The 24,900-nt window shown below is 71.1% G+C and carries 24 protein-coding genes and 2 pseudogenes; 17 read left to right on the top strand and 9 right to left on the bottom strand.

Features of this window, described 5'->3' with window-relative positions; all coding sequences use genetic code 11:
* The first annotated feature begins 59 nt into the window (after window positions 1-59).
* Both OG715_RS08195 and OG715_RS08190 read left to right on the top strand, forming a co-directional pair.
* Window positions 60-1,559 (top strand): SulP family inorganic anion transporter, encoded by a 1,500-nt coding sequence (locus OG715_RS08195; RefSeq protein ID WP_266275991.1) that lies wholly within the window; start codon window positions 60-62, stop codon window positions 1,557-1,559.
* A gap of 635 nt (window positions 1,560-2,194) precedes the next feature.
* Window positions 2,195-2,386, top strand: a complete 192-nt coding sequence (locus OG715_RS08190; protein WP_266275993.1) for a hypothetical protein — start codon at window positions 2,195-2,197, stop codon at window positions 2,384-2,386.
* 49 nt (window positions 2,387-2,435) lie between these two features.
* Here the strand turns inward: OG715_RS08190 and OG715_RS08185 are convergent, their stop codons facing one another.
* Window positions 2,436-2,720: a YciI family protein gene (locus OG715_RS08185; RefSeq protein WP_266275995.1), complete on the bottom strand. Its 285-nt coding sequence runs from the start codon at window positions 2,718-2,720 to the stop codon at window positions 2,436-2,438.
* An 8-nt stretch (window positions 2,721-2,728) separates the two neighbouring features.
* The gene (locus OG715_RS08180; RefSeq protein ID WP_266275997.1) at window positions 2,729-3,295 is read right to left on the bottom strand and encodes a TetR/AcrR family transcriptional regulator; all 567 of its coding nucleotides are present in this window, start codon (window positions 3,293-3,295) and stop codon (window positions 2,729-2,731) included.
* A 159-nt stretch (window positions 3,296-3,454) separates the two neighbouring features.
* On the opposite strand from OG715_RS08180, the gene OG715_RS08175 reads away from it, so the two are divergent.
* Window positions 3,455-4,591, top strand: coding sequence for an alkene reductase (locus tag OG715_RS08175; protein WP_266275999.1), 1,137 nt, complete (start codon window positions 3,455-3,457; stop codon window positions 4,589-4,591).
* A gap of 26 nt (window positions 4,592-4,617) precedes the next feature.
* Here the strand turns inward: OG715_RS08175 and OG715_RS08170 are convergent.
* Window positions 4,618-4,875 (bottom strand): annotated as a pseudogene (locus OG715_RS08170) (Tn3 family transposase); the annotation flags it as partial.
* Here OG715_RS08170 and OG715_RS42380 point away from each other — a divergent pair.
* From OG715_RS42380 to OG715_RS08150, 5 genes and pseudogenes are all read left to right on the top strand, one after another.
* A pseudogene (locus tag OG715_RS42380) lies at window positions 4,876-5,028 on the top strand (AraC family transcriptional regulator); the annotation flags it as partial.
* Between the two features lie 387 nt (window positions 5,029-5,415).
* Window positions 5,416-7,101, top strand: coding sequence for a chloride channel protein (locus OG715_RS08165; protein ID WP_266277390.1), 1,686 nt, complete (start codon window positions 5,416-5,418; stop codon window positions 7,099-7,101).
* Between the two features lie 110 nt (window positions 7,102-7,211).
* Complete coding sequence (locus OG715_RS08160; RefSeq protein ID WP_407660955.1) at window positions 7,212-8,288, top strand: PP2C family protein-serine/threonine phosphatase; 1,077 nt, start codon at window positions 7,212-7,214, stop codon at window positions 8,286-8,288.
* 43 nt (window positions 8,289-8,331) lie between these two features.
* Window positions 8,332-8,664, top strand: a complete 333-nt coding sequence (locus OG715_RS08155; RefSeq protein ID WP_266276003.1) for a YciI family protein — start codon at window positions 8,332-8,334, stop codon at window positions 8,662-8,664.
* 478 nt (window positions 8,665-9,142) lie between these two features.
* Window positions 9,143-9,655, top strand: a complete 513-nt coding sequence (locus tag OG715_RS08150) for a MarR family winged helix-turn-helix transcriptional regulator (RefSeq protein WP_266276005.1) — start codon at window positions 9,143-9,145, stop codon at window positions 9,653-9,655.
* Between the two features lie 16 nt (window positions 9,656-9,671).
* Here the strand turns inward: OG715_RS08150 and OG715_RS08145 are convergent, their stop codons facing one another.
* Window positions 9,672-11,549: an NAD-binding protein gene (locus OG715_RS08145; RefSeq protein ID WP_323182278.1), complete on the bottom strand. Its 1,878-nt coding sequence runs from the start codon at window positions 11,547-11,549 to the stop codon at window positions 9,672-9,674.
* 170 nt (window positions 11,550-11,719) lie between these two features.
* Window positions 11,720-12,139, bottom strand: a complete 420-nt coding sequence (locus OG715_RS08140) for an STAS domain-containing protein (RefSeq protein ID WP_266277396.1) — start codon at window positions 12,137-12,139, stop codon at window positions 11,720-11,722.
* 514 nt (window positions 12,140-12,653) lie between these two features.
* Between OG715_RS08140 and OG715_RS08135 the strand changes: the two genes are divergently transcribed.
* Both OG715_RS08135 and OG715_RS08130 read left to right on the top strand, forming a co-directional pair.
* On the top strand, window positions 12,654-14,036 hold the full coding sequence (locus tag OG715_RS08135; protein ID WP_407660954.1) for an amino acid permease: 1,383 nt from the start codon (window positions 12,654-12,656) through the stop codon (window positions 14,034-14,036).
* Between the two features lie 181 nt (window positions 14,037-14,217).
* Window positions 14,218-14,826: a DM13 domain-containing protein gene (locus OG715_RS08130; RefSeq protein ID WP_327064128.1), complete on the top strand. Its 609-nt coding sequence runs from the start codon at window positions 14,218-14,220 to the stop codon at window positions 14,824-14,826.
* Window positions 14,827-15,075: 249 nt separating this feature from the next.
* Here OG715_RS08130 and OG715_RS08125 read toward each other — a convergent pair whose 3' ends face one another.
* Window positions 15,076-15,420, bottom strand: coding sequence for an STAS domain-containing protein (locus OG715_RS08125; RefSeq protein ID WP_266276009.1), 345 nt, complete (start codon window positions 15,418-15,420; stop codon window positions 15,076-15,078).
* Between the two features lie 400 nt (window positions 15,421-15,820).
* On the opposite strand from OG715_RS08125, the gene OG715_RS08120 reads away from it, so the two are divergent.
* The gene (locus tag OG715_RS08120) at window positions 15,821-17,014 is read left to right on the top strand and encodes a YVTN family beta-propeller repeat protein (RefSeq protein WP_456077716.1); all 1,194 of its coding nucleotides are present in this window, start codon (window positions 15,821-15,823) and stop codon (window positions 17,012-17,014) included.
* 22 nt (window positions 17,015-17,036) lie between these two features.
* Here the strand turns inward: OG715_RS08120 and OG715_RS08115 are convergent, their stop codons facing one another.
* Window positions 17,037-17,384: an STAS domain-containing protein gene (locus OG715_RS08115; RefSeq protein WP_266276010.1), complete on the bottom strand. Its 348-nt coding sequence runs from the start codon at window positions 17,382-17,384 to the stop codon at window positions 17,037-17,039.
* A complete protein-coding gene (locus OG715_RS08110) occupies window positions 17,381-17,707 on the bottom strand; it encodes a hypothetical protein (protein WP_266276011.1) in 327 nt (108 codons plus the stop codon). The genes OG715_RS08115 and OG715_RS08110 overlap by 4 nt, the downstream gene beginning before the upstream one ends.
* 292 nt (window positions 17,708-17,999) lie before the next feature.
* Here OG715_RS08110 and OG715_RS08105 point away from each other — a divergent pair, with 292 nt between their 5' ends.
* Genes OG715_RS08105 through OG715_RS08095 form a run of 3 tightly spaced genes read left to right on the top strand, consistent with a single transcriptional unit; the run spans window position 18,000 to window position 21,062 of the window.
* Window positions 18,000-19,310 (top strand): cation:proton antiporter, encoded by a 1,311-nt coding sequence (locus tag OG715_RS08105; protein ID WP_266276013.1) that lies wholly within the window; start codon window positions 18,000-18,002, stop codon window positions 19,308-19,310.
* Window positions 19,297-19,767 carry a CBS domain-containing protein gene (locus OG715_RS08100; RefSeq protein ID WP_266276015.1) on the top strand — a complete coding sequence of 157 codons (471 nt, stop codon included), beginning with the start codon at window positions 19,297-19,299 and terminating at the stop codon, window positions 19,765-19,767. Before OG715_RS08105 ends, OG715_RS08100 begins: the two co-directional genes overlap by 14 nt.
* Complete coding sequence (locus OG715_RS08095; RefSeq protein ID WP_266276017.1) at window positions 19,764-21,062, top strand: ArsB/NhaD family transporter; 1,299 nt, start codon at window positions 19,764-19,766, stop codon at window positions 21,060-21,062. Before OG715_RS08100 ends, OG715_RS08095 begins: the two co-directional genes overlap by 4 nt.
* 236 nt (window positions 21,063-21,298) lie before the next feature.
* On the opposite strand, the gene OG715_RS08090 is transcribed toward OG715_RS08095, so the two are convergent.
* Entirely contained in the window at window positions 21,299-21,676 is a 378-nt protein-coding gene (locus OG715_RS08090; RefSeq protein ID WP_266276019.1) for a hypothetical protein, read from the bottom strand.
* Between the two features lie 345 nt (window positions 21,677-22,021).
* On the opposite strand from OG715_RS08090, the gene OG715_RS08085 reads away from it, so the two are divergent.
* The 3 genes from OG715_RS08085 (at window position 22,022) to OG715_RS08075 (ending at window position 24,823) form a co-directional block, all read left to right on the top strand.
* Window positions 22,022-22,735, top strand: coding sequence for a molybdopterin-dependent oxidoreductase (locus OG715_RS08085; RefSeq protein WP_266276021.1), 714 nt, complete (start codon window positions 22,022-22,024; stop codon window positions 22,733-22,735).
* Window positions 22,719-23,369, top strand: a complete 651-nt coding sequence (locus OG715_RS08080; protein ID WP_266276023.1) for a cytochrome b/b6 domain-containing protein — start codon at window positions 22,719-22,721, stop codon at window positions 23,367-23,369. The genes OG715_RS08085 and OG715_RS08080 overlap by 17 nt, the downstream gene beginning before the upstream one ends.
* Before the next feature lie 344 nt (window positions 23,370-23,713).
* Window positions 23,714-24,823 (top strand): PucR family transcriptional regulator, encoded by a 1,110-nt coding sequence (locus OG715_RS08075; protein WP_266276025.1) that lies wholly within the window; start codon window positions 23,714-23,716, stop codon window positions 24,821-24,823.
* Window positions 24,824-24,900 lie beyond the last annotated feature (77 nt).

Here is a 24,900-nt window from a genome sequence, read left to right as displayed (position 1 = left end):
GCGTTCCAGTCCCCGCGCGTACCGCCGGTCGCGCCCGAGCACGACAGGTCCACCCCCTCTTGCAGACTTCCCCGCTCGCCGCTGCCTCGCGCCTGCGCGGCTCCCGTCCGTCCTGGCTGTCGCCGAAGGTCTTCCGCACCGAGGTGCTGGCGGGCCTGGTGGTCGCGCTCGCGCTGATCCCCGAGGCGATCTCGTTCTCGATCATCGCCGGCGTCGACCCGAAGATCGGGCTGTTCGCGTCCTTCACCATGGCCGTGGTCATCTCGGTCGTCGGCGGCCGGGCGGCGATGATCTCCGCTGCCACCGGTGCCGTCGCCCTGGTCGTCGGACCGCTCAACCGCGAGCACGGCCTGGGCTATCTGGTCGCAGCGGTCATCCTCGGCGGTGTCTTCCAGATCGTGCTGGGCGTGCTGGGGGTGGCGAAGCTGATGCGGTTCGTGCCGCGCAGCGTGATGGTCGGGTTCGTCAACGCCCTTGCGATCCTGATCTTCATGGCCCAGGTCCCCGAGATGACGCACGTGCCCTGGGCCGTGTACCCGCTGATCATCGGCGGCCTGGCGCTGATGGTGTTCTTCCCGAAGGTCACCAAGGTCGTCCCGGCGCCGCTGGTCTCGATCGTCGTCCTCACCGTGATCACGGTCGCAGCCGGGATCGCGGTGCCGACCGTCGGTGACAAGGGCGACCTGCCCTCCTCCCTCCCGGTGCCGGGCCTGCCGGACGTGCCGTTCACCCTGCACACCCTGACGGTCATCGCCCCGTACGCGCTCGCGATGGCGCTGGTCGGGCTGATGGAGTCGCTGATGACCGCCAAGCTCGTCGACGACATCACCGACACCCACTCCTCCAAGACCCGCGAGTCGATCGGCCAGGGCATCGCCAACATCGTCACCGGCTTCTTCGGCGGCATGGGAGGCTGCGCGATGATCGGCCAGACCATGATCAACGTGAAGGTGTCCGGCGCCCGTACCCGCCTGTCGACCTTCCTGGCCGGCGCGTTCCTGATGGTGCTGTGCATCGTCTTCGGCCCCGTCGTCTCCGACATCCCGATGGCCGTGTTGGTCGCCGTCATGGTGATGGTGTCGTTCGCGACCTTCGACTGGCACTCCATCGCCCCCAAGACGCTCAAGCGGATGCCCGCCGGCGAGATCACCGTCATGGTGATCACCGTCGCCGTCGTCGTCGCCACCTCCAACCTCGCCATCGGCGTCGTCGTCGGGTCGATCACCGCGATGGTCATCTTCGCCAAGCGCGTCGCCCACCTCGCCGACGTCACCGCCGTCACCGACCCCGACGGCACCAGCGTCGTGTACTCGGTGACCGGCGAGCTGTTCTTCGCCTCCTCCAACGACCTGGTCGGCCAATTCGCCTACGCCACCGACCCCGACAAGGTCGTCATCGACCTCACCGACGCCCACATCTGGGACGCCTCCTCCGTCGCCGCCCTCGACGCCATCGAGACCAAGTACGCCCAGCGCGGCAAGACCGTCGAGATCATCGGCCTCAACCAGCCCAGCGCCCAGATCCACCAGACACTCAGCGGCGAACTCGCCAGCCACTGACACCGTCCTTTCACCCCGCAGGGCCGGTCCCGAGCAGTGGGAACGGCCCTGCGGCAGTTCGGCGCCGACAGCGTCACTAACTTCTGTGCGGCGGATCGGAGCCAGGCCGGACGAGCCGGACGGGCCTGCCGCGCAGTTCCAGGGCACCGGGCAGGGGGCGCCGCAGCCCCGTCCGGCGGCCGGTCCTGGATGTTCCGCCCCGCTTCCGAGGGCGCGGCGATCGGGGGCCGCCGTCTCGGCGAGCCCTGCGCTGGCCCACGTGAACAGGGACGGGCAGGAGGCCGGCTCCGAACAAGGCATCGGTCCGTATCACCCCAGGACCGAGCTCCACGTGTTCACCGTGCTCGCCGCGATGTCCGGCATGGAGCGCGAGTACATCCGCGACCGCACTCTGGAGGGCCACGAGTCCGCCCGCAAGCGCGGTAAGACCATCGGCGGCGCCGGCGTCACCGACGAGTCCATGCTGTCCATGGCCCTCCACCTGCGCGACCAGGAGATGAGCCTGCGCGACATCGCCAAGCGGCTCGTCATCACCACGGGCGCGAAGAAGGGCCAGCACCCCTCGCCCGCCACCGTCATGCGGATGTGCGCGAGTACGACGAGCAGACGGCCCAGGCCCCGGCGAGACTCGGAGCATGAGCGGAAGATCGTGGCCGACCATCCGGGACTGGCTCGACAACGCGGCCAACGACAACATCGCGGACATCCTGGCGCAGGGGCACCGCGGCCGGCAGCTACTGGAGTTCTACGCCGAGGACGTGACCGACACCGTGAAGGCCGCGTTCGGCGAGGTGACCGGCTTCGGGGATCAATCAGGACGTGGCTAGCGGTAAGCCCCCGACGATCACGTCGATCGCCAAAATCCCCGGAGTTTCGTTACAGCAGGAAGCTCAGCCGCTCGTCCGCCATCCCGGGCGCGATCTCGATGATCTCCGCGGTAGCGACGTCCTGTGCGACGAACGGGTCCTCGTCGACGCGCTTGCGCAGTTCCTCGGGCGAGGCGTTGTGCGCGAGGACCGCGCCCCCGAGGCCCGGCTGGATGCTGCCGACCAGCAGGAAGACCCCGTCGTCCAGCCCGCGCTTGATCCACTCCTGGTGGCCGGCCATGTGCTGGGCGGCGGTGGCCTTGTTGTCGGAGAACCGGAGCAGGACTGCGAACATGCTTTCTCTCATCTCTCGTAGGTGTGCAGCCAGTCGCGCATCCGGTCGACTTCGCGCTGGATGAACGCTTCGTCGTGGAAGGCGTTGGCCATGACGGCAACGCCCTGGCTGAAGGCTAGGACGTGCATCGCCAGCTCGTCGGCCTGCCCGGCGTGCCCGAGTAGTGCGAACTGCTCGCGCAGCCAGGTGCGAAACAGGGCGAACAGGCGGCTGGCCTGGCCAAGCATGGCGTGCTCCAGCTTGGCCAGCTCGGTGGTGAGGGTGCCCACGGGGCAGCCGTAGTCCTGGATGTCGGCGCGGTTGGTCAGCACGATCTCGACGTACCGCATGATCGGGCCGGCCGGGGTGGACGCCTCGGCCTCCCACTGCTCCAGCATCCGCCGGGTGTCGGCCAGTCGGGCATCGATCACCGCGTCCAAGATCGCGTCCTTGGACTTGAAGTGGTAGTAGAAGTTGCCCCTCGACAGGCCGACGGCTCCGGCGATGTCCGCGAACGAGGTGTGCTCGTAGCCGTGGTGGTAGAAGAGCCGGTCGGCCGCCGCGACGATCTGTTCGCGGGTCGCCACAGCAGTCATGGTGATCCCCTTCCGGTGCTGTAGGACAGTTGACCTAGAGGCACAAAGTAGGTCAGCCGTCCTAGATCGTCAAGCCGTTGACACCGCCAGGATCGGCGGCCTAGCGTGACGGCCCTCTAGGACGACTGTCCTAAGATCGCCGCAACGCTGGAGCTCCGCATGCACCTCGACCTGTTCACGCCGTTCGACCTGGGCGGCCTCACGATCGCCAACCGGATGGTGATGGCGCCGATGACCCGCAACCGCGCCGACGCCGACGGCTGCGTTCCCCCGCTGATGGTGGACCACTACCGTCAGCGCGCCACTGCGGGCCTGATCGTCGCCGAGTCCACCACCGTCTCCCCGCAGGCGGTGGGCTACCCCTTCACGCCTGGCCTGCACACCGCCGCCCAGGCGGCGAGCTGGCGGCGCCTGACCGACGCGGTCCACGCGGAGGGCGGGCGCATCTTCGTCCAGCTGCAGCACTGCGGCCGCGTCTCCCACCCGAGCCTGCTGGACGGGCAGGTGCCCGTCGCCCCCTCGATGCTCGCACCCGTCGGCCAGGCCGTCACCTACACCGGTCCGCAGGACTTCGTGACGCCCCGCGCGCTCGACGCCAGCGAGCTGCCGGGCATCGTCGACCAGTTCCGCCAGGCCGCCGCGTTGGCGAAGCAGGCGGGCTTCGACGGCATCGAGGTCCACGCCGGCAACGGCTACCTGATCGACCAGTTCCTACGCGACGGGACCAGCCACCGCACGGACGCGTACGGCGGCAGCGCGGCCAACCGCATGCGCCTGCTGAACGAGGTCCTCGACGCCGTGAGCGAGCAGTGGCCCGCCGAGCGGGTGGGGGTGCGCCTGACGCCGGAGAACGGCTTCAACTCGATGTCGGACTCCGACCCGCAGGGCCACTTCGAATACTTCCTCGCCCAGCTGAGCCTGCGCGGCCTGACCTACGCGCACGTTCTGGAGGGCGGCATGGCGACGACGGCCGTCTCCCTCGACTACCGCGCGCTGCGGGAGCGGTTCGTCGGCACATACATCGCCAACAACGGCTACAACCTCGCCCGAGCCCAGGCGGCGGTGCACGCCGGCGATGCCGACCTGGTCGCCTTCGGCACACCGTTCCTGGCCAACCCGGACCTGGTCCGCCGCTACCGGGAGAACCTGCCGCTGACCGCGGCCGACCCGGCCACGTTCTACGGCGGCGGGGAAGCCGGCTACACGGACTACCCGTTCCACCAGGGCGACGCAGCCCAGACCCGCGCCCTCACGACCCAGGCCGACGTCCAGACCGCGGCCTGGTCTGCACGCTGATCGGCCTCCTGGGCGATTCCTGACGCTCAGTCCCCTCCCGCCTCATCGTCCTCGTCCGCATCCTCCGCCGGGTCTCCAAGGGGCCGCAGCCCGCCGCCGGCCGGGCCGGAGGCGTGAAAGATGTAGCGGCCCACGACGTTCAGGTTGGCGTGCTTGAGCGGGGAGAGCCGGGCGACGTCCTCGTCCAGCACCTGGTGCTCGCGCTGCTCGGCGGGCAGGGCGCGCAGCTGCTCGACGCCGGCGTCCAGGTAGCGGGTGGTCCACAGCACCGCGGCGTTCAGCACATCGACTGGGCAGCGCTCGCTGTCGACCTCGGCTACGCCGATCAGGCCCACTTCACCCGCGACTTCACGGCCACGGTCGGTACGTCACCGGTTCGCTACGCCTCGGGCAGACCGGGGAAGCCGGAACGGGTGGCGCCGAGCAGCAGGTGGTAGGCGCCGGTCTGCGGGTCACGGCCGGTGATCTTGAGGAGCACGTGGCGAGGCGGACCGCTGGAGTGGCCGGTGTGGGTCAGCAGGAGCAACCGGTGGCCCAGGAACCGATCCGGGCGCCGACAGCAGGGCACGAGCGGGGTGCGCAGTCGTACGCGGCGGAGGGGAGGCGGGTTTGGTATGGCGGGGGCATGCGCGGTTCCTCCTGTGTGCTGTGCGTCAGGTGGTCTCGGTAGGTGGGCCGGCCTGGTCGCGCGCCCATAATTTTTGCATAATGCAAAGATGTCTGGCTCTGTGGTGCAGCTGTCCACGCTCTCGGTCGCGCGAAGCGCCGTCCGGCGGGTTCTGGGCGGCGTCGCCGCCGCTGCCCGTGAGGCCAGGGGCGGCTTGGTGGTGCTCGCCCTGCTGGTCGGTGCCGCAGCCGGCGTAGGCGCGATCGTCTTCCGTTGGCTGATCCGCACCTTCACGCTGCTGTTCACCGGCGGCACGGACTATGCGGGGGCCGGGCGGGTGGCGAACCCGCACGTGCCCTGGCTCGGTCCGTACTTCGTGCTGTTCACCCCGGTGGTGGCGGGGCTGCTCTACGGGCCGCTGGTACAGCGCTTCGCTCCGGAGGCACGGGGGCACGGGGTGCCGGAGGTCATGTACGCGGTCGCGCGGCGCGGCGGGCGGATCGCGCCGCGGGTGGCGGCCGTGAAGTCGCTGGCGTCGGCCTTGTGCATCGGCGGTGGTGGTTCGGTGGGACGGGAGGGGCCGATCGTGCAGATCGGCTCGGCGCTCGGGTCGACGCTGGGGCGGCTGGTGCGGGTGGCGGAGGACCGCATGCGGGTGCTGGTGGCGTGCGGGGCTGCGGGCGGCATCGCCGCTACCTTCAACGCGCCTCTGGCGGGCGTGTTCTTCGCGATGGAGCTCATTCTGCGGGACTTCACCGCCGAGGCGTTCGGCATGGTGGTGCTCTCCTCGGTCACCGCTTCCGTGATCGGCCGCGCCGCGTTCGGCGACACCCCGTTCCTCCAGCCACCGGCGTTCCACGTCCAGCACCTCTCGGAGTACCTGCTGTTCGCCGTGCTCGGCGTGATCGCTGGTGCGGTCGGGGTGGCGTTCTCCCGGATCCTCTACCTGGTCGAGGATGCCTGCGACTTCCTGTGGCGCGGTCCGGAGTGGGCGCGCCCGGCTGTCGGAGGTCTGTTCCTCGGTGCACTGCTGCTGGCACTGCCGCAGATGTACGGGGTCGGCTACCCCGTGCTGGAGAACGCCGTCAACGGGAAGTACGCCATCGGTTTCCTGATCGTCCTTCTGGTCGGAAAGATCGCCGCGACCAGCCTCACCATCGGCATCGGCGGCTCCGGCGGCGTCTTCGCTCCCTCGCTCTTCATGGGAGCCATGCTCGGCGCGGCGTTCGGCGCCGCCGCACACGACCTGTTGCCGGGTGTCACCGGCCCGGTCGGTGCCTACGGGCTGATCGGCATGGGGGCGGTCTTCGCCGGAGCGGCCCGCGCGCCGATCACGGCGGTCATCATCCTGTTCGAGCTCACCGGCGAGTACTCGATCATCCTGCCCCTCATGGCGGCGATCGTGCTGGCCACCCTCGTCGGCCGGGCGCTTGCGCACGACACCATCTACACCCTCAAACTCAAGCGACGCGGCATCGACCTCGACCGGCCCGCTCCGGCGGCGGCGTTCGAGGGCACCACGGTCCGTGACGTCATGGAGCCCGTGCCGCGCATCCTGCCCGCGGGCATGCCACTGGCCGAGGCGGCCGCCGTCCTCGCCGCCTCGCCCCACGGCGTCCTGCCGGTCGTCGCGGACAACGGTGCCTATCTCGGTGTGGTGACTGCCCGCAGGGTGGCCGAAACGCTTTCGGACGCCGCGCACGACGACGCGAACGTCACGAGCGTCAGCCACCTGCCGAAGCCGGTCACCCCCGACATGGATCTCGCGGAGGCGCTGTCCGCGCTCGTCGCGGCCGAAGGAGCGGGACTGCCGGTGCTCGACGCCTCGGGGGCCTATCTGGAGGGATGGATCAGCCACCAGGCGGTGCTCACCGCCCTTCACCGGCGCCACGGCGACTCCTGACCGTCGGCAGGGACGCAACCACAGAGCGGCCCGACGCGTCTTGTCCTGGCGTTTGCACAGTGCAAAAGTAATGCCCGGGCCCGCGCCTTCCGGGTCCGTCAGGAGGGAATGTGAAGTCCCAGCAGCCCGCCCGCCGCCGGCGGCTCGCCGGTCTGCCCTTCGGCGCGATGGCCGCGGTCGCGCTGGTCGACCTGCTGGCCGGCCCCGAGATCGGATTCCTGGCACTGTTCTCGCTCGGCCCGGCCTTCGCCTGTGTGAACGGCACGGTGCGCCGAGCCTTGGCGGTCGGCGCACTGGCCTTCCTCCTGTGCCTCTGCGTCGCCTGGTACGACGACCTGCTCGACACCCGTCGCGCCGCCGTCGCCCTGGCCACCGTGGCCGGCGTTACCGGCGCCGCGGCCCTCGCGGCCACCCTGCGCCGCCGGTTCGAGCGCGAGCTCGCCGACGTCCGGTCCGTCGCCGAAGCGGCACAGCGGGTCCTACTGCGCCCGGTGCCGCGCCGTGCCGGCCGGATGCGCGTCGCCGTCTCGTACACCTCGGCGGCGGCCGAGGCGCGCATCGGCGGGGACCTGTACGAGGTCGTGCTGACGCCCTCGGGCTCCACCAGGGTGATCGTCGGCGACGTCCAGGGCAAAGGCCTGGAAGCGGTGGAGACCGCTGCTCTCGTACTCGGCGCTTTCCGCGAGGCGGCGCCGGACGAACCGGCCCTCGACGCGGTCGGAGCCCGGCTGGAGCGCGCCCTCAACCGACGCCTGGAAGGCGAGGAGTTCGTCACGGCCGTCCTCGCCGAGGTCGACACCGACCACACCGTGACCCTCCTCGACTACGGCCACCCGGCGCCCCTGCTGCTGCGCGGCGACGGCACGGTCCAGTTCGCCGAACCCCCCTTGGACGCGCCGCCCCTCGGGCTCGCCGCGCTCGGCCCCGACGGCCCCCAGGCCTACCAGGTGGAACTCGCCCCCGGTGATCAGATGCTGCTCTACACCGACGGTGTCACCGAAGCCAGGGACGCGCGCGGCTGCTTCTACCCCCTGGAGCGCCGTGCCTTCCTGCTCAAGGATGATGATCCGGACAGCGCACTGGAGGCGCTGCGCCGTGACCTGGTGGATCACACGGCCGGGCCGTTGAAGGACGACGCGGCGATGCTGCTGCTGCGCTACCGCGACGAAGGGGTGGCTGTCCGCTGACCGGAGGTCACGGGTTGATGGCTCATGAGGAAACGAGAACGGCATGATGCACCTGTTGCTCCTGGAGTACACCCGTTCGGAGGCGGACGCGGCGCCGTTCGTGGCCGCGCATGTGGACTTCCTGGAGTCCCACCACCGGGTCGGAACCTTCCTGCTCTCCGGGCAGACGGTGCCGTCCGACGACGGTGGGGTGATCGTCGCCATCGGGGTGTCGCGGGACCGGGCAGAGTCGATCACCCGCGAGGATCCGCTGGTCAGGGCGGGCGTCGCGCGGTACCGGGTCACCACGGTCGACCCCGGGCGTGTGCATCCCTTTCTGGCGGCCGCCGTGCCGGTGGACGAGTCCCGGATCCGCCCGCGGCGCGGCACGCGTTGAGTTGGTCGCTCTCGCGAGGGGTGGGGCAGAGCGATCTGTGGCTGCGTGAGTGCGCGGGGCCGGCTGGGTGACGACGCCGTTCGGCTCGGCCTGCCGGGGCATCAGGCCCTCCTGCCGTCACAGTTCCCCGCCGGCCTGTTGCCGCAGTGGTGTTCGCCGGATGGTCGGCCGGGTGGGGAGGCGACTACGACGAAACCTCCACACCCGCCCGACCCGGACGGCTCTGCGGCGTGGCGGGGATGTCACGTGCGGGGCCGGTCCGGTACTGCCGGTGCGGTCACCGGGCGGGGGACGCCCACGGCGCGCAGCGCCTTGTGACAGCCGGAGATTCCGACAAGCACCTTTGCATTATGCAAAGAAGTGTTGGCGTGCGCCAGGAGGAAGGAGGTGAACAACTGATGTGGGTGAATCGGACCCGTGGCGGCGCTGGGGGCGCGGGCAGTGCACCGGCGAGCGCCCCAGGAGGTAAAAAGGACACATGTCCGACGCTCCTCTCGTGCACGACCCCGCAGACCGGCCCTCCGACGGAGTGGAGGAAGACCTCGTGACGGCGGTGCTGACCGCGTCCCGGGTACTGGTCGCGATCTCGGCCAGGTCTCTCGGCGAGGCGGCCGAAGCCCTGACCCTGCCGCAGTTCCGCATGCTCGTCGTCCTCCACTCGCGGGGCGCGATGAGCATGTCCCGGCTGGCCGAGTACCTCGCGGTGAACCCGTCCACCGCGATGCGGATGATCGAGCGGCTGGTCGCCGCAGGCGTGGTGGTCAGGGAGAGCAGCAGCGCGGACCGCCGGGAGGTGCGGATCGCGCTGACCGGGTCGGGGGCGCGGACGGTGGCCGACGCGACCGACCGGCGACGTGAGGAGATCGCCCGTATCGTCGCCTCGATGCCCGCGCACCAGCGGGCCGGACTGATCGGCGCGCTGCACGCTTTCGCGGAGGCGGCGGGCGAGCCGTCCGCGCCGGACCGCCAGCTGGACGCGCTCGGTTGGTGATGGTCCGGCCGGTGGCTCAGGCTGCTGTGACCGGGCGGAGGAGCAGCCCGAGTCCCTCACGGGTCGCGGCGACCACGACCAGGTCGCCGTCGACGAGCATCCGCGTCCCTACCGGTGTCCAGAGGAGTTCGGGCGTGGCGAGGTAGGGGTTGGCGAGGTCGGGTGCGCGTTCGGGTGGGTCGGCGAGGTCGACGGCGAGGACGCGCCAGTGGCCGGGGCGTTGGGCCTCGGCGACCGTGCGGCCGGACAGGTGCGGGTTTTCCGACACCTGGACGGCGGCGATCAGCACGACCTGGCGGCCGACAGCGAGGGCGCCGATCACTTGGCGGCCCATCATCGCCGAGGCGAACGACGGTGCGGCGAGGAAGGAGACGCTGCGGCTGCGGGTGGCGGCGCGAGGGTAGGAGTCGCGCAGCGCCTGGTAGATGTCGCCCGCGAAGTCGTCGTCGAACAGTCTCAGCACCACGCGCAGTTCGGGGTTGCACTCGCGCCCGTAGAGGGCCGCTTCGAGATTGGTGCCGTCGTCGCTGGTGAGCGTCATCAGGGCGGCGGCCCGGTGGACCTTGGCGGCCTCCAGGACGCCCTCTTGGGTCGCGTCCCCGATCACCACGGGAACGCCGTAGGAGCGGGCCCGGGCGATGCCGCGGGCGGTCGGCTCGGCCTCGACGCAGACTACGGGCACCTCCAGCTCCCACAGCCGTTCCAGCACTCGGCTGCCCACCCGCCCGAGCCCGACCAGCACGATGTGCCCGGACAGCCCGCGCGGCGGCCGCCGCAGCGCGGAAACGGTACGGAACGCCCCGAGTGCCTCCAGTGCGAGGGCGATCAGCAGGGGCATCAGCAGCATGCCACTGACGGAGGTCAGGATCTGCAGCACCTTGCGCCCCGGCCCCGCCTCGTCGGCCGGATCGGCGATCCCGAGCATGTCCAGGGTGGTCAGCCACGCGGCCCGGACGGGCGACTGTCCGGTGAGCGCCCACGTAAGCGCCGCGAACACGAATACCAGTCCGGCCAGTCCGGCCAGCGCCCACCGCAGCCGCGGTGAGAACAGCGTGGACAGCGGCAGCCCCGACAGGCCGGGAAGCCTACGCGTTCGAGCCGGAGTCTGTGCCCGGCCGAGCAACTCCAGCACAACCCTTTCGGACTCCGGCGCCACCGACCAGGGGTCCGGCAGGAGAGAGCCCTCGGACTCCGGGTGTCCGCCGTCCGGCGTCACGGCGAGGGTGGCCACCTCCTGCCCGCGTGCGGGCGCGCCGGGCGACACGACGGACAGGCGCAGCAGCCGCCCGTCGACGTGCACCACGTGGCCGCGCCCGGCCACGGCGGCCGCCACGAGCGCGGGGGCGGCGGTCGCGGACGCCGACAGCACGGTGGTGGACGCCTGCAGGGCCGCCGGCGACAGCCCCGGGTGGTGGGTGGCGGCCGCGCGGTCCAGCAACTGCTCGATCCGGCCGCCGAGGCGACGGTTGTAGACGCGAAGCACGAGCCGCAGGCCCGGGTTGATCCGCCGGGCGCGCAGACCCGCCTGGATGTTCGCCTGATCGTCGTCCGAGGTCAGGGCAAGAGCTGCGGCCTCCCGGACCCCGACCGCCCGCAGGGTGGCCTCGTCGGGATGCTCCGCCTCGACGGCCGTGACGCTCACCCCTTCGTCGGCGGCCAGGGCGGCGATATGTGGACCGTGGTTGTACCGCAAGGACGGTAGCACCACGGTCACCCGCTGGCCGTAGAGTGTCGCGAGCTCGACAGCGAGCCGGTGCGCGAGGGCGCCGTCGCCGAAGACGACCATGTGTCCGGTCGGGGTGTCATCGGTCGGGCCGGCCTGCGCCGGTACCGGTGCGGGCCGGCCCATGGCCGGCTCCGCCTCGCCTGGTTGCCGGAGGGAATGGGTGGACATCGCGCCAGTCTGCCCGGCCGGATCGACGGCGCAGTCCACCGGTCGGGAATCGTTGACGAACCGTCATCGGACTGCTCACAGGAGCGCCGGTCGGCCCACCCGGATGTGCAGTGCTGCTCGTGCGCTGCCGGTCGACTTGCGGTCACCCCGGGGGGAGCTGCGAGCCGCGCTCATCCGCGCTGTTGCGGTATCGGGGCCGTGAGGACGGGACCGGTGTGCGACTCGTATCGGGCGGGGGTGACCGCGACGGCGAGCGGTCGGCGGTCGGCGACCGCCTCCGCCGCGGTCTCGTGGACGTCGAACACGCGGCCCGCGCCGCAGGTGCCGAGCGTGTGTCCTGCCGGGGCGCCCGGGGCGGGAAGAACAAGGCGCAGCTCACCGTCTCGGGCGGACATGTGCCGACGAGCGGCCGCCAGCACGGCGAACGCACCGGCGTCGCAGGAGCGCAGGCCGCCGAGGTCGATCACCAGGTGCCGGCAGCCCTGCCAGATGAGTTGGAGCAGGCGATCGCGTGCGGCGTTGACCGCCGGCAGGTCGAGGTCGCCGCTGATGTGCACCATCATCCAGCCGTGTCGTTCACCGTAAGTCACGTTTGCTGCGCTCACGTAGTGCCTTTCGTTGGTCCCCGCTGACGACCCGGACCGAACGACGTGCACAGACGGTTTGGCTCGCGTCCGGCCGGGCACGGAAAACGTAGGGTCGGGGCGGTTGCTGCTGTTCCGACCTGCGAGGTCGGAACAGCAGCAACCGCCCTTGAACGGATCCCGTTCCGCGGCGGGGATGTCACGGTCGGGGCGTCCAGTCCTCGCGGCCGAGGTGGGCAGGATTGCCTGTGTGGGAGACGACTCTGCACAGTTGGGCCGAAAGCAACCTTTGCATTATGCAAAGAATTTGCCCTGTTGGCCAGGCCCCGACCTGACGGATGCGTCCTTCGGGTGAACGCCGGCTACGGGCCCGGCCGTGCGGCGCGGGTGGAGGCCGAAGTCCTTGACGCATCCTTGATGCTCTCCTGTCGCGCTCTTGACGTATCGTTTCCGTCCGGTGAGCCGGGAAGCCTGGTCGGCACAGTGATCGACAACACCCTTCGGTGAAAGGCCTCCTGCCGTGGTATCTCCCACTGCCAGCACACCCGCCCTGCCGGCTCCGTCCGGTCGCGGGCCCCGGCGCTCGGTTCTCTTCTTCGCCTTCGCCTTCGCCGTGATCGCGGATCCGGTCTCCTCGGTCGCCTACGCGATCGAGGCCGCCCTGCATGCCCTGCACGGCGACCTCGCGCTGCTGTTGCCGACCATGGGCCTGGTGGTCGGCCTGGTCGTGGTCGTCACCGCCAACTACTGGCAGCTGGTGCGACGCTTCCCCAAGGGGGGCGGCGCCGCAGCGGCGGCCGGGCGCGCCTTCGGGCCCCGCTGGACGTTCCTGCCGATCGGCGCCCTCGTCGTCGACTTCGTCCTCACCATCGGCATCTCCATCTCCGCCGCCACGAGCGCGGTGATCGCGCTCGTCCCGGGCCTGGCATCGATCCGCATTCCGCTGGCACTGGTCCTGCTGGTCGTCGTGGCCGCACTCACCTGGTTCGGGCACGGCGGCCGCCTCCTGTTCGCCGCGATGACCGTCGCCTTCGTCCTCGTCGCCGTCGTCGTCCTCGGCTTCACCGCCCCGCACGCCGCCGGCACCGCCCCGGCCCACACCGACCCGGGACGCTCGGCCGCACTCGCCGTCGTGCTGGCCTTCCCCGTCGCCATGGCCCTGGCCACCGGAGTGGAGGCGCCGTCCACCGCGATCGCCCAGCTCGGCCAGCTCGACGACACCCACCGCCGCCGCTTCGGCCGCGGCACCCTCGCCCTGCTGCTCGTCATCGTCGGCGGCCTCACCCTCGCGCTCACCGCCCTCGCCGTGAAGCTCCACATCGGCCTGCCCGGCGCCGACTCCACCCAGATCGCCGACATCGCCCACGCCGCCGCCGGCCCCGGCTGGCTCTACGGCGCCTTCCAGCTCACCAGCTCCCTGCTCCTGCTCGCCGCCGCCAGCTCCTCCTTCCAGGCGGGCCCCGGCCTCCTCAAGGCCCTGGCCGGAACCGCGAAGAACCCCGGCGTCCTGCCCGCCGTACTCGGCCAAACCAACAGGCACCACACCCCGTACTGGTCCGTCGTGGTCTACCTGGCCGCAGCCGCCGTGATCATCGTCGCTGCGGCCGGCCAGGAACAGGAACTGGTGCTGTTCTACGCCGTGTCGGTCTTCGTCAGCTTCCTGGTCGGCCTGCTCGCCATGACCCACTTCGCGCGCAGCGAGCGCAAGCCCCTCGTCGCCGCCGTCAACGCCCTCGCCGCGGTGGCCGTCGCCTTCACCCTCGTGGTGAACCTGCTGCGCGGCTGGCCGGTGCTGTCCCTGGTCGCCACCCTGCTGATCGGCGCAGGCCTGTACATCCGCTGGGTTGGCGCCGGCAGCCCGAGCGGCATCGAGGACGTGGGGCGCCGGGCCGAGACGGTCTGACGCGCCGGCGGTGCGGGCGGTAGGGCCGGTCGATGAGTCCGACCCCCCTTGACGGCGCGAACAAGCGGCCGGGCACAGTCCTTACCGGGGCGTTACGGGAGCGTCGGGGAACACCTCCGGCAGGCCGACCCGGTGTACGAATAGGCGGGTACGGGCGGCGGAACGACACCTGGAGGCGCGCATGCCGGAACGGATTCCGGTCCTCGGAAGAGTGCCTCGGCGTGCACTGGCCGCCGCGACGGCGATCACGCTGGTGGCGGCCGGGCTCGGGCTGTACCTGTTCCAGCCGTGGCGCGCGTTCACCACGACCATCGTCGACGAGGCCCTGCCGACCGCCACCTCGACAGCGCCTGCGACGGTTGCCCCAATGATGGCGACGCCGACATCGATGGTCCCCGCGCCGCAGGCGCCGGCTACCCCGTCCGTGGCTCCCGCCACCCCGGTCGACCTCGCTCGTGGCCGCTTCGTCTCCGGCGAGCACGAGACGACCGGCACCGTGCGCCTGGTCCGTCTGGCCGACGGCTCCACCGTGCTGCGCCTGGAGAGTCTCAGCACCTCGGAGGGGCCGGATGTGCGCGTCTACCTCTCGGCCCGTCCGGCGTCCGAGTCCCGGCTCGACGATCTCGGTGCGGGAGCGATCGAGCTGGACCGCCTCAAGGGCAATCGCGGCAACCAGAACTACCCTCTGCCGGCCGGGGTCGACCTCGCTGCCGTTCACAGTGTCGTGATCTGGTGCAAGCGCTTCTCGGTGGGGTTCGGCGCCGCCGACCTGGCCGGCGTTCCGAGCTGACGCTACCGAGGAGGCGCGGCCGGTGGTCGGTGTGGCGCCACCGTCGCCCCGGCGCTCCCCGCTGCGTCGGGCGGTGGTCCAGGTGTCGGCCGCCCGTCGTGCTCGGCGAGCAGGGCCCTGGCCTCGGCCAGTGGCATTCCGGTGGCCAGGTGGGCGTGGACGAATTGTGCGCGCTGGACGGCGTCGAGCGGGCGGCGAGTTGCGGCTGCCGATCCGGCGTCCTCCGTCGACTCCGATGAAGTCGCCACGTCAGGTGGCGAGGGCGGCGGGGAGGTCGGGGAAGACCTGGAACGCCGTGTCGAAGCCCAGCACCGTCAGTGTCCGGTGCACGCGCCCGCCCGCAGGGGGCAGCACGACGCGCAGGTGGCCGCCGTAACGGCTGAGGACGCGCCTGGTGTCGGCCAGCACGGAGAAGCCGCTCAGATCGCAGAACGCGACCTCGCTGACATCGATGATCAACTGTCGCCGACCGGACAGCACCAGGCGCAGGAGCGTGTCGTGAAGCGGGGCAGCGCCGGCGAGGTCGAGCTCGCCGGCGACGCGGATCACTGTCCAGTCGGGCCCGGGCGGGCTCGAAATGGTCGCGGCGGCCATGAGTGTTCGACTTTCTTCGGTGGCGACGAGCGATCCGCTGACAGATGGTGTGCCCGCGATCGGACAGGTGGCAGCGCGGATGGCGGGCCCCGACGGCTCCGGGGCCCGCCGCGGCTCCGGCGGGCACATTTGCATTATGCAAAGAATAGGGCGATCTGCCAAGTTCTGCGACTTTGGGATCGTCTGTCGCAATCAGGAGTCATGTCACCAAAAAAGGTGAATTCTGCTGCGCCGTCATCGGCGGAGGCACGTCGGCTCATACCCTTGCATAGTGCAAAGGTTCTTCCCGTGACGGCGCGCAACCGGATCGGGGGAAGCCTGCGGACAGCCCTTCGACCTCCATCACTCGGATGCCCCGCTGATGAACGCCTTCGCACGCGCCCGCCGGCTCAGGCCGACGATGATCGCACTGCTCCTGTCCCTGTGCTGCCTTCCCGGGGCGGCGTGCTCACCGCCCCCCGAGGGCCCCGCGGCCTCAGCCGTCCCGACCGACGCGGATGCCTCCTCCGGGAAGGCTGCCGCCCCGACCCCGGCCGCCACTGCGACGGCCGACACCCGGCAGGAGATGTTGCCGGGCATGCCCCCTCTCCTGGACCCGCAGGACCTCTACGCCGCCGACCGGCCAGGCCGGCTTGCCGAATCGGTGAGCGCCTTCCCGTCCAGGGTGTACGTGCCGAACACCGAGTCCGACACCGTCAGCGTCATCGACCCGACCACCTACCAGGTCGTCGACACCCTGCCCGCCGGCCGTCAGCCGCAACACGTCGTTCCCTCCTGGGACCTGAAGACCCTCTGGGTGAACAACGACCGGGGCAACAGCCTCACACCCATCGACCCCGCGACAGGGAGGACGGGAGAGCCGGTCGGCGTCCACGATCCCTACAACCTCTACTTCACTCCCGACGGGCGGCACGCGGTCGTCATGGCCTCCGCCGACCGGCTGCTCGTCTTCCGGGACGCGCACACGATGGCCGTGGTCAAGGAGGTCAAGGCCGACTGCGCCGGAGTCAACCACGCGGACTTCTCGGCCGACGGGACGTACTTCATCGTCTCCTGCGAGTTCTCCGGCGAACTCCTCAAGGTCGACACCGCATCGATGACCGTCGTGGCCAGGTATGCCCTCCCCGGGCGCGGCTCGATGCCCCAGGACGTGAAGCTCTCGCCCGACGGACGGACCTGGTACGTCGCGGACATGGCCGCCGGGGGCGTGTGGATCCTGAACGGAGACGACTTCGGGTCGCCGACCCTGCTGCCGACCGGCAAGGGGGCCCACGGCCTCTACGTCAGCCGCGACTCCAGGAACCTGTACATCTCCAACCGGGACGAGGGCTCGGTGTCGGTGCTCTACTTCCCCACCGGCCGCCTCACCGCCAAGTGGCGGATCCCCGGCGGCGGCAGTCCCGACATGGGTGGCGTCTCCGCCGACGGCAAGGTCCTGTGGCTCAGTGGTCGCTACGACTCCGAGGTCTACGCGATCTCCACCGACGACGGGCACCTGCTGGCGCGCGTCAAGGTCGGCGCGGGGCCCCACGGCCTGTGCGTCTATCCCCAGCCCGGCCGCTACTCCCTCGGCCGCACGGGCGTCTTCCGCTGATCTGCGGACCTGCCGAGGCGGCTCACGGCGCGGGTGTGTCGTCGGTGAACGTCAGCATTCGCTCCAGGCCGAGGCTGTGCAGAGCCTCGCGGACCTGGGGGTTCGCGTTGCGGACGGTGACCGGGATGCCGGCGGTGTGAGCGGCTCGAAGTGTGTCGACGAACGCGCCTGCGCCGCTGTGGCTGAGCCGGGGGACGGCGGCCAGATCGATGTCCAGCGGGCCTTTCGTGTGCTTGAGCGAGGCCGTCAGCAGATGGGCCACGCGGTCGGCGTTGTCGGCGTCGATCTCCCCGTGGATCCGGACCTGGGTGCTGCGGGCCAGCCGGCGGCGTACCAGGCGGGCGGTGTCGAGCAGGTTCCGCGCTCTCATCGGCGCGGGACGGCGGCTGTGGTGGCCGGGCGGTGGGTGCGGCGGCGGGACGGGACGGCGAGCAGCAGGAGGCCGGCTGCGGCCAGCAGGCCGCCGACGGCCGCACCGGCCAGGACCACGTGGTCGTCGGCGCCGAGAGCCCGGGGGACGACGTGGGCGGGGAGGTTCGTGTAGATCAGGAGCAGACCCCAGCCGCGTGGACGGACGGGCTCCAGTCGTGCACGGGCCTGGCGAGGGGCGCGGCCGGTGGCCAGCGCGATCCCCGCCGGAAGCATCACGGCGGTGAGCGCGCCGACGGCGGCCCACAGCACGGTGGTGTTCACCGGCCGACCTTCGGACCTGTCGGCTGGGCTGAATGCAGGGGGCGGGGTGTGTGCACGGGGCGGCTCCGAGCAGGGGGAAGTGTCGTGCCGACCAGTCTTCCCGGCTCACCGAGCACCGATGGTAGCTCCCGGCAGGTCCCGTGGCAGGGCGGCACGGCGAGCTGCGCGGGGGCCGGACCGCTAAAGGGCTGTCAGGGAGCCGTAAAAGTCGTATAAAGTCGGTGGCGGTGTGCCGGGAAGCCTGGTCGGCGAGCAAGGGACAGTTCTCTTCGTCGATCCGGGGGTGACTCCTGTGGTACTCGTTGCCGTTTTCGGGGCCGCGTTGCTTGTCGCGGTTCTCCTGTCGGGCCTGGCGGCCCGCTCCGTGCTCTCGACCTCGCTGTTGTTCCTCGCGGCGGGTGCCTTGGTCAGTGACGGGTTCCTCGGTCTCGTCCATGTCACCCCGGACAGCCCGATCGTCGCGGTGACAGCGGACCTGGCACTGTTCACGGTGCTGTTCACCGACGGCATGCACGTCTCCTTCGCGTCGCTGCGCGGCGCCTGGCGCAATCCCGCTCGGGCGCTCGGGCTGGGGATGCCGTTGGCTTTCGTGGGGATGGCGCTGGTGACGCACTTCCTGGTGGGCCTGGACTGGATGACGTCGTTCCTGGTCGGTGCGGTGCTGGCGCCGACCGACCCGGTCTTCGCGTCGGCGATCGTGGGCCGCAAGGAGGTCCCGGCGAGGTTGCGGCAACTGCTGAACGTCGAGTCGGGGCTGAACGACGGCCTGGCGCTGCCGGTCGTGCTGGTGCTGATCGCCGCCGCCGGGCCCACCTCCCCGGACTTCGAGGCCTCGCTGCCCACGATCGGGCTGGAACTCGTCGGCGGCCTGGCCCTCGGCGCCGTGCTGCCCGTCCTGGTCGACCTGCTGGTACGGGTGCCCGTACTGGGCGCGGAGGCGAAACTGCAACCGCTGCTTCCTCTGGCGACCGGCATCCTCCTCTACGCCGCCTGCCACCTCACCCACGCCAACCCCTACCTCGCCGCATTCGCCGCGGGTGCCGTCCTCGCCTCCCTCTCGCCCGAGTCCAGGCGCACGTTCGAGCCGCTCGGGGAGGCACTCGCGGAGCTCAGCAAGTTCGCCGCACTGCTGGTCTTCGGCGCGCTGCTGACCCCGCGACTGTTCGGCGACCTGTCCGTCGGCGGCTACGTCGCGGTCGCTCTCGCGATCCTGCTGATCCGCCCGGCGTCCCTGCTGATCTCGCTGATCCGCTCCCGCATCGACCGGCGCGAACAGCTGGTCGCCGCCTGGTTCGGGCCCAAGGGCTTCGCCTCGGTGGTGTACGGGCTGCTGGTGCTGCAGGCCGGCATTCCGCAGGGCGCGCAGGCGTACACCCTGATCGCGGTCTGCATCGCCGTGTCGATCGCCGTGCACTCCAGCTCGGACGTACCCGTCGCCCGTCTCTTCGACGTCGAGGAACCGGTCCTGCCGCCCACCGGGGACGATGGGACCGAGGCAGCGCCCACCGGCCCGGGCGCGATGCCGACCGCAGGGAAGCGGTTCGCCGCTGCCCACGCCGCCACCAACATCCTCGTCAAGGAGCACCCCGATGCGCGCACGTGACCTCGCCGAGCCCTACCCGACCGTCGGCCTGGACGACCAGGCCCTGGACGCCGCCCGCCTCCTCGCGGAGCACCGCCTGCCCGGCGTCCTGGTCGTCGACGGCCCCGGCAGCCCGCGCGCGATCCTGCCCGCCTCCCAACTGGTGCGCCTGCTGGTGCCGGGCTACGTGATGGAGGACCCGACACTTGCGGCGGTGATCGACGAGGCCCACGCCGACCGGCTGTGCGAAGCCCTCGCCGGGCTCCGGGTGCGCGACTGCCTGCCCAAGGACGCCCCCGCGCCGACCGTCGCCGACGCCGACGACACCGCCGTCGAGATCGCCGCCCTCATGGCCCGCAACCGCAGCCCGCTCGCCGCGGTCGTCGAACGCGCCCCCGGCCGCAGCGGCGCCGCAGGCCGACTGCTCGGCGTCATCACCGCCTCCCACCTGCTCCACCGACTCCTGGGGAACCCGTGAACAACTGGCAGGCGTGGGCGTCGCTCGCGGTCTTCGCGGCCGTCTACGTCCTCATCGTCACCGAATGGGTGCACCGGGTCGGCGCGGCCCTCGGCGGCGCCGGCCTGATGCTCGCCATCGGCGCCACCGACGACGAGGCCGCGTTCTTCTCCACCCACTCCGGCATCGACTGGAACGTCATCTTCCTGCTGATGGGCATGATGATGATCGTCGGCGTGCTCAAGCGCACCGGCGTGTTCGAGTACCTCGCCATCTGGGCGGTCAAACGCGCCCGCGCCAGACCGTTCCGGGTGATGGCCATGCTCATGGTCATCACCGCCGTCGCCTCCGCACTGCTCGACAACGTCACCACCGTCCTGCTCGTCGCCCCCGTGACACTGCTGGTCTGCGACCGCCTCGCCCTGAAGGCGGCGCCGTTCCTGATCGCCGAGGTCTTCGCGTCCAACGTCGGCGGTATCGCCACCCTGGTCGGGGACCCGCCGAACATCATCGTCGCCAGCCGCGCCGGCCTCACCTTCAACGACTTCCTGGTCCACCTCGCACCGCTGGCCGTCGTCCTGACGGTCGTACTGGTGGCGATGTGCCGGTTCCTGTTCCGCCGCTTCTTCGTCTACGACGAGGACCGCGCCGCCGAAGTCCTCTCGCTGAACGAGCGCGAGGCCATCCACGACCCACGCCTCCTGGTCCAAGGGATGGTCGTCCTCGGCCTGGTCGTCGTCGGCTTCGTCCTCCACCCGGTGGTCCACTACGCGCCGTCGGTGGTCGCCCTGCTCGGCGCCGGCCTGCTGGTCGCGATCTCGAAGGTCGAGGTGAAGGACGTGCTCGGCGAAGTGGAGTGGCCCACCCTCGCCTTCTTCGCCGGACTGTTCATCATGGTCGGAGCCCTCATCGAGACCGGCGTGATCGGGACCGTCTCCACCGCACTGGCCGACCTCACCGGCGGCGCCCCGCTCGGCTCCACCATGCTCCTGCTGTGGGCCTCCGCCCTGCTCTCCGCGATCGTCGACAACATCCCCTACGTCGCCACCATGGCCCCCATCACCGCGGACCTCGTCCAGACGGTGGGCGACACCCACGGCCACGTCCTGTGGTGGGCCCTGGCCCTGGGCGCCGACCTCGGCGGCAACGCCACCGCCATCGGCGCCTCCGCCAACGTCGTCGTCCTCGGCATCGCCGAACGCAACCGCCAGCCCATCAGCTTCTGGACCTTCACCAAGTACGGCATCCCGGTCACGGTCGTCACCATCGCCATCTCGGCCCTCTACCTCTGGCTCCGTTACTTCGCCCTCGCCTGAGTCGGCAGGCTGAAGGCTGGTCGGGTCGCTGTCAGGACTGGAGATACGAGCGGTGGCGTCGTACAGGTCGCGCATCTGGTCGAGGGTGAAGCCGGGGGCGGCTTCATGCGGCGGATGGACCATGAACCAGGCCACCTCCGCTTCGGCGTTGAGCCGACTCGGCGTCAGTGACGGCCTCGGCCCGCGTCCCCGTGGTGCTGGGGGCGGGCCCGCGTCGCTCCGCTGCTGGGACGGTGTCACATGTGGGTGCGCCGTCGGACAAGAAGCAGCACGACGACGGCCGGTACTGCTCCGGCAAGCGCGTAGAGCAGCGTTCCATTCTCAACCGCGAGTCGGGCGTGCTCAGCGCTCCTGGACAACGTGATCATCGCGGTCCACGCGGCGAGCGGGACGAGAACGGCGAGAAGCGCGACCCAGGCCCCGCAGATTGCCGTTCGGACGCCAGCTGGCTTGCCGGCCATCATGCGGCTGGCTCCGGTGGCGAGCATCGCACCCGCTACGGTCGACGCAGCTGCGAACGCGATGGTGTCGCCCTGTTGCGCCAGCATCAGTGCAGCGGCGATCAGGTACCACAAGCCGCTCGCGAGTGTCGCCAATGAGGCAAGGGGAGACATGCTTCGAGGGTACGGCGAATGGGAAGGCGTCCGCAGGGCTGCCGGTGGATTCTCCGGCGAACCCCTGCGGCAGACCCCTGTGCCGGTTTCCACGAACTGATGGGGCAACAGGGAGGGGCGGGACTCTCGGTTGTCCGACCACCTTTCCGCTCTACCTGACCGGAGGGCAGAGCGCGCAGCAGCTCTCCTACGGGACGGCGCTGTGCCTCGTCCTCCTGGTCCCGCTGCTGCGGCAGTACTTCGGGGGGCGGGCAGCCGTGGCGGCGGGCGGCCGGAAGTGACGAAAGTCTGACGGGTAGGCGCGGGCCCTGGCCCGTCGGCCTGCCGGCTGGTCGGATCGGCAGTGTGAGCGAACAGAACGAAGAGGGCCGGGGCACGCCGGTCGGCCGCCGCGTGGTGCTGGGGCTGCTCGGGCTCGGCGCGGCGGGAGTCGCGGCCGGCCCGTACCTCCTGCGTGCCCAGGAGGCGGTGGCCGGCAAGGACCCGACGGGTCTCACCGGCCTGCTGCCGGGAGGAGGCGGCTTCCGGTACTACTCGGTGGTCGCCTCGGTGCCGACCCGCGACGCGGACACGTACACCCTGACGGTCGACGGGCTGGTGGAACGGCCCGGCCGCTACCGGCTGGCCGACCTTCGGGCGATGCCGCAGCGCCGGATCGTGCGGGACGTGCAGTGCGTGACAGGCTGGCGGGTGCCGGACACCCCGTTCGAGGGTGTGCCGCTGGCCCACCTGCTCGACAGCGCCGGCGTCACGGCGGGCGCCCGGGCGGTGCGGTTCAGCTGCTTCGACGGCGAGTACACCGAGAGCCTCACCCTGGAGCAGGCCCGGCGCGACGACGTCCTGGTAGCGCTCAGGCTCCAGGACGCCCCGATCTCCCACGCCCACGGCGGGCCGGTGCGGCTGTACGTGGCGCCGATGTACTTCTACAAGTCGGCCAAGTGGCTGTCCGGGATCACCGTCACCGATGCGGTGCGGCCGGGCTACTGGGAGGAACTCGGCTACGACACCGACGCCTGGGTCGGCCGCTCGAACGGGCGTGACGATGCGCCGACCGCCTGACCTGCTGCTCCGCTTCACCCGGGCCGAGCGCTGGGTGCACCGCGCCACCGCCGGGCTGATGCTGACCTGCCTGGCCACCGCCGCCTGCCTCTACCTGCCGCCGCTGGCCGAACTGGTCGGCCGCCGAAGGCTGGTGGTGACCGTGCACGTGTGGTGCGGTCTCGCGCTGCCGGTGCCGCTGCTGCTCGGACTGGCCTTCCGCGCGGTGCGCGCGGACGTGTCCGGGCTGAGCCGGTTCGTTCCCGCGGACCGGGCGTGGCTGCGGGCGGTACGGGTGCGCGGGTCGCACCGTCCGGCGGGGAAGTTCAACGCCGGGCAGAAGCTGAACGCCCAGTGGACGCTCGGGTCGATGCTGGTGATCGTCGGCACGGGGCTGGTGATGTGGCTCGTCCATCTGACGCCGCCGGGCTGGCGGACCGGCGCGACCTTCGTCCACGACTGGTTCGCGGCGGCGATCGCCGTGGTGGCCGCCGGGCACGTGCGGATGGCGGTCCGCGATCCCGAGGCGCGGCGCGGGATGCGGACCGGCCTGGTGGAGCGGCGCTGGGCCGAGCGCGAGCACCCGCAGTGGGTGCCCGCGCCGGCCCCGGACCGGGTGACCCCGGTCCGGGGCGGCGGCGCTCCTCGCCTGTGAGTCGCCGCGCGTGGTGCGGTGCTCCGGTGCGGCGGACGGCCTCAGCGGGCTGCTGCCCTGAAAGGGAGGGCCGGTCTTCGGGGGGCGATGGCCTCCGTCGGTCAATGTTCGCCCGGACCGTCGAAGCGTCAAGGAAGCGTCAATGGTCCGGTAGGGTTTCGGCTGGTGTGCCGGGAAGCCTGGTCGGCGAGCAGGGGACAGTCCTCTTCGCTCATCGAGGATTCCGGGGGATCTCTCGTGGTGCCTGTCGCATGCTTCGCTCCAGTGTTGTCCGACACGGCTCCGCCACAGAGTGCGGGCGCGGTGGCACGGGTGCTGGTGGTCCCGGGTCAGGGGCAGTCCCGGTGACGGAAGGAGCGGGTACCCCCGCCGAACTGAGCCGCCGGTACCTGGAACTCCTCGCCGACGCCTCCGGCACCGGCCGCAGCCTGTACCGCCCGGAGCTGGAGAGTCTGCGGCTCCTGGGTGAGCGCAGCGCCGAGTCGGGACACGGCCTGCGCGAGGTGGTTTCGTACTGCCTGGGGGCGACCCGCGAGGTGTGGCAGACCCTGCCCGGGATAGCCGGTGCCTCGACACTCGGCGAGCTGCGGCGTGCCGGGGAGGCGGTGCTGGCGGCGACGGACGCGGCGCTCGCCGCCCTGGGGGAGGGGCACGAGCGGGCGCAGCGACTGGCGGTTCGCCAGGAGGAGGCGCTGAGGCGCGAGTTCATCGACGACCTGCTCTACGGGCGCAGTGATCCGGGAGTGCTGGCGGAGCGGGCGGAGCGGTTCGGGCTGAGGCTGGCCCGCACCCATGCGGTCGCGGTCGCGGCCGGCGAGGAGCCGTACGACGACGTGCATCCCGTGGTGCGGCGGGTGGAGCGTGAGTTGGTGGGCCGCTTCGGAGAGCGGGACGTGCTGCTGGCGACCAAGGACGGCCGGCTGGTGTGCGTCGCGCCGGACAGTGAACGTGCGGTGCTGGACTTCTTCGCCCACCTGGCGCTCCGTCCCGGGGCGGGCTACCGGCCGGCCCGGCGGGTAGCCACCGGGCGGCGGCACTCCGGGGCGGGCGGGGTGGTGCGCAGCTACGAGGAGGCTCTGGGAGCACTGGACTTCGCCGACCGGCTCGCACTGCCCGCCGCGTTGCTGAAGGCGGACGAGCTGCTGGTGTTCCCGGTGCTGATGCGGGACCGCGCGGCGATGGCGGAGCTGGTGCGCAGCGTGCTCGGTCCGCTGACCGCGGCCAGGGGTGGGGCGCGGTTGCTGTTGGACACCATCGCGATCCAGGCCGAGGCGGGCTATGTGAACGCGGAGGCGGCGCGACGGCTGGGGATCAGCGTGCGAACCCTCTCGTATCGCCTGGAGCGCATCAAGTCCCTTACGGGGTACGACCTTTCGGATGCTTTGCAGCGTTACACCCTGGAGACCGCAGCCATGGGCGCACGTCTGCTGGGCTGGCCGGAGCAGCCGCTGTGAGCGGTGTGATCATGCCTGGTCCGGGGTGTTAGCAGCGCATAAAGATTGCCGGGTCCTGGCAATGTGCGAAAGCCGGT

This window comes from Kitasatospora purpeofusca, assembly GCF_036010405.1.
Taxonomy (GTDB): domain Bacteria; phylum Actinomycetota; class Actinomycetes; order Streptomycetales; family Streptomycetaceae; genus Kitasatospora; species Kitasatospora purpeofusca.
This window is presented reverse-complemented; position numbering and strand designations above follow the sequence as displayed.

Excerpts from the sequence above, each read along its gene's own strand:
- OG715_RS08190 (WP_266275993.1), top strand. The coding sequence starts at position 2,195 with ATGAGCGGAAGATCGTGGCCGACCATCCGGGACTGGCTCGACAACGCG.
- OG715_RS08185 (WP_266275995.1), bottom strand. The coding sequence starts at position 2,720 with ATGTTCGCAGTCCTGCTCCGGTTCTCCGACAACAAGGCCACCGCCGCC.
- OG715_RS08180 (WP_266275997.1), bottom strand. The coding sequence starts at position 3,295 with ATGACTGCTGTGGCGACCCGCGAACAGATCGTCGCGGCGGCCGACCGG.
- OG715_RS08175 (WP_266275999.1), top strand. The coding sequence starts at position 3,455 with ATGCACCTCGACCTGTTCACGCCGTTCGACCTGGGCGGCCTCACGATC.
- OG715_RS08155 (WP_266276003.1), top strand. The coding sequence starts at position 8,332 with ATGATGCACCTGTTGCTCCTGGAGTACACCCGTTCGGAGGCGGACGCG.
- OG715_RS08150 (WP_266276005.1), top strand. The coding sequence starts at position 9,143 with ATGTCCGACGCTCCTCTCGTGCACGACCCCGCAGACCGGCCCTCCGAC.
- OG715_RS08145 (WP_323182278.1), bottom strand. The coding sequence starts at position 11,549 with ATGTCCACCCATTCCCTCCGGCAACCAGGCGAGGCGGAGCCGGCCATG.
- OG715_RS08130 (WP_327064128.1), top strand. The coding sequence starts at position 14,218 with ATGCCGGAACGGATTCCGGTCCTCGGAAGAGTGCCTCGGCGTGCACTG.
- OG715_RS08125 (WP_266276009.1), bottom strand. The coding sequence starts at position 15,420 with ATGGCCGCCGCGACCATTTCGAGCCCGCCCGGGCCCGACTGGACAGTG.
- OG715_RS08120 (WP_456077716.1), top strand. The coding sequence starts at position 15,821 with ATGATCGCACTGCTCCTGTCCCTGTGCTGCCTTCCCGGGGCGGCGTGC.
- OG715_RS08115 (WP_266276010.1), bottom strand. The coding sequence starts at position 17,384 with ATGAGAGCGCGGAACCTGCTCGACACCGCCCGCCTGGTACGCCGCCGG.
- OG715_RS08100 (WP_266276015.1), top strand. The coding sequence starts at position 19,297 with ATGCGCGCACGTGACCTCGCCGAGCCCTACCCGACCGTCGGCCTGGAC.
- OG715_RS08090 (WP_266276019.1), bottom strand. The coding sequence starts at position 21,676 with ATGTCTCCCCTTGCCTCATTGGCGACACTCGCGAGCGGCTTGTGGTAC.
- OG715_RS08080 (WP_266276023.1), top strand. The coding sequence starts at position 22,719 with ATGCGCCGACCGCCTGACCTGCTGCTCCGCTTCACCCGGGCCGAGCGC.